Source organism: Pseudomonas sp. GCM10022186 (assembly GCF_042656385.1).
Taxonomy (GTDB): Bacteria; Pseudomonadota; Gammaproteobacteria; order Pseudomonadales; family Pseudomonadaceae; genus Metapseudomonas.
On the sequence record NZ_JBHSOU010000041.1, the window covers coordinates 1 to 1,151 of the forward strand.

A 1,151-nucleotide genomic window follows, 5' to 3' on the forward strand; every position below is an offset into this window, starting at 1 on the left:
ATCAGCTCGGTTTCCGAGTGGTAGCGGTTGAACACCGGGTGGCTGAGGATCGCCGACTGGCGCAGCAGGGCGGCCGGCAGGCGGCTGGCGACGCGGGCGGCCAGCTCGGCGAAGTCCGGCAGCGCCTGGCCGTCGGCGAAGATCGCCCAGAGCTGCTCGACGTCGGCCTGGGTGGTGGTTTCGTCGAGGGACAGGCCGAGGCGGTCGGCATCCACTTCGCGCAGGTTGAGGCGCTGGGCGCGGGCCTTGGCGTGCAGCTCGGCGGTCCTGGCGCCGGTGGCCAGGGTCAGGGTGTCGAAGAAGGCTTCCTGCTCCACATTCAGACCCAGCTGGGTCAGGCCGGCGGCGAGGATGGCGGTCAGCTGGTGCACGCGCCGGGCGATGCGGGTCAGGCCCTGCGGGCCGTGGTAGACGGCGTACATGCTGGCGATGTTGGCCAGCAGCACCTGGGCGGTGCAGATGTTGCTGGTGGCCTTCTCGCGGCGGATGTGCTGTTCGCGGGTCTGCATGGCCAGGCGCAGGGCCGGCTGGCCGTGGCGGTCGATGGAGACGCCGACCAGGCGGCCGGGCATGTCGCGCTTGAACGCGTCGCGGGTAGCGAAGTAGGCCGCGTGCGGGCCGCCGAAGCCCAGCGGCACGCCGAAGCGCTGGGCGCTGCCGAGGGCGACGTCGGCGCCGAACTCGCCGGGCGGGGTCAGCAGGGTCAGCGCCAGCAGGTCGGCGGCCACCGCCACCAGGGCGTTGGCGGCGTGGAAGCGCTCGACCAGGGCGCGGTAGTCGAAGAGGTCGCCGTCGGCGGCCGGGTATTGCAGCAGGACGCCGAAGTAGGCGCTGGCGTCGGTGATCTCGCGCTCGTCGCCGATCACCACCTCGATGCCCAGGGGCGCGGCGCGGGTGGCCAGCACGTCGAGGGTCTGCGGGTGGCAATGCTGCGAGGCGAAGAAGGCGTTGCTGGCCTTGTTCTTCGCCAGGCGCTTGCAGAAGGTCATGGCCTCGGCGGCGGCGGTGCCTTCGTCGAGCAGCGAGGCGTTGGCCACCGGCAGGCCAGTGAGGTCGCTGACCAGGGTCTGGAAGTTCAGCAGGGCCTCCAGGCGGCCCTGGGAGATTTCCGGCTGGTAGGGGGTGTAGGCGGTGTACCAGGCCGGGTTTTC

At 71.5% G+C, this 1,151-nt stretch carries 1 pseudogene; it reads right to left on the reverse strand.

Features of this window, described 5'->3' with window-relative positions:
- A pseudogene (locus tag ACFPU0_RS14705) lies at window positions 1-1,151 on the reverse strand (glycine dehydrogenase (aminomethyl-transferring)); the annotation flags it as partial.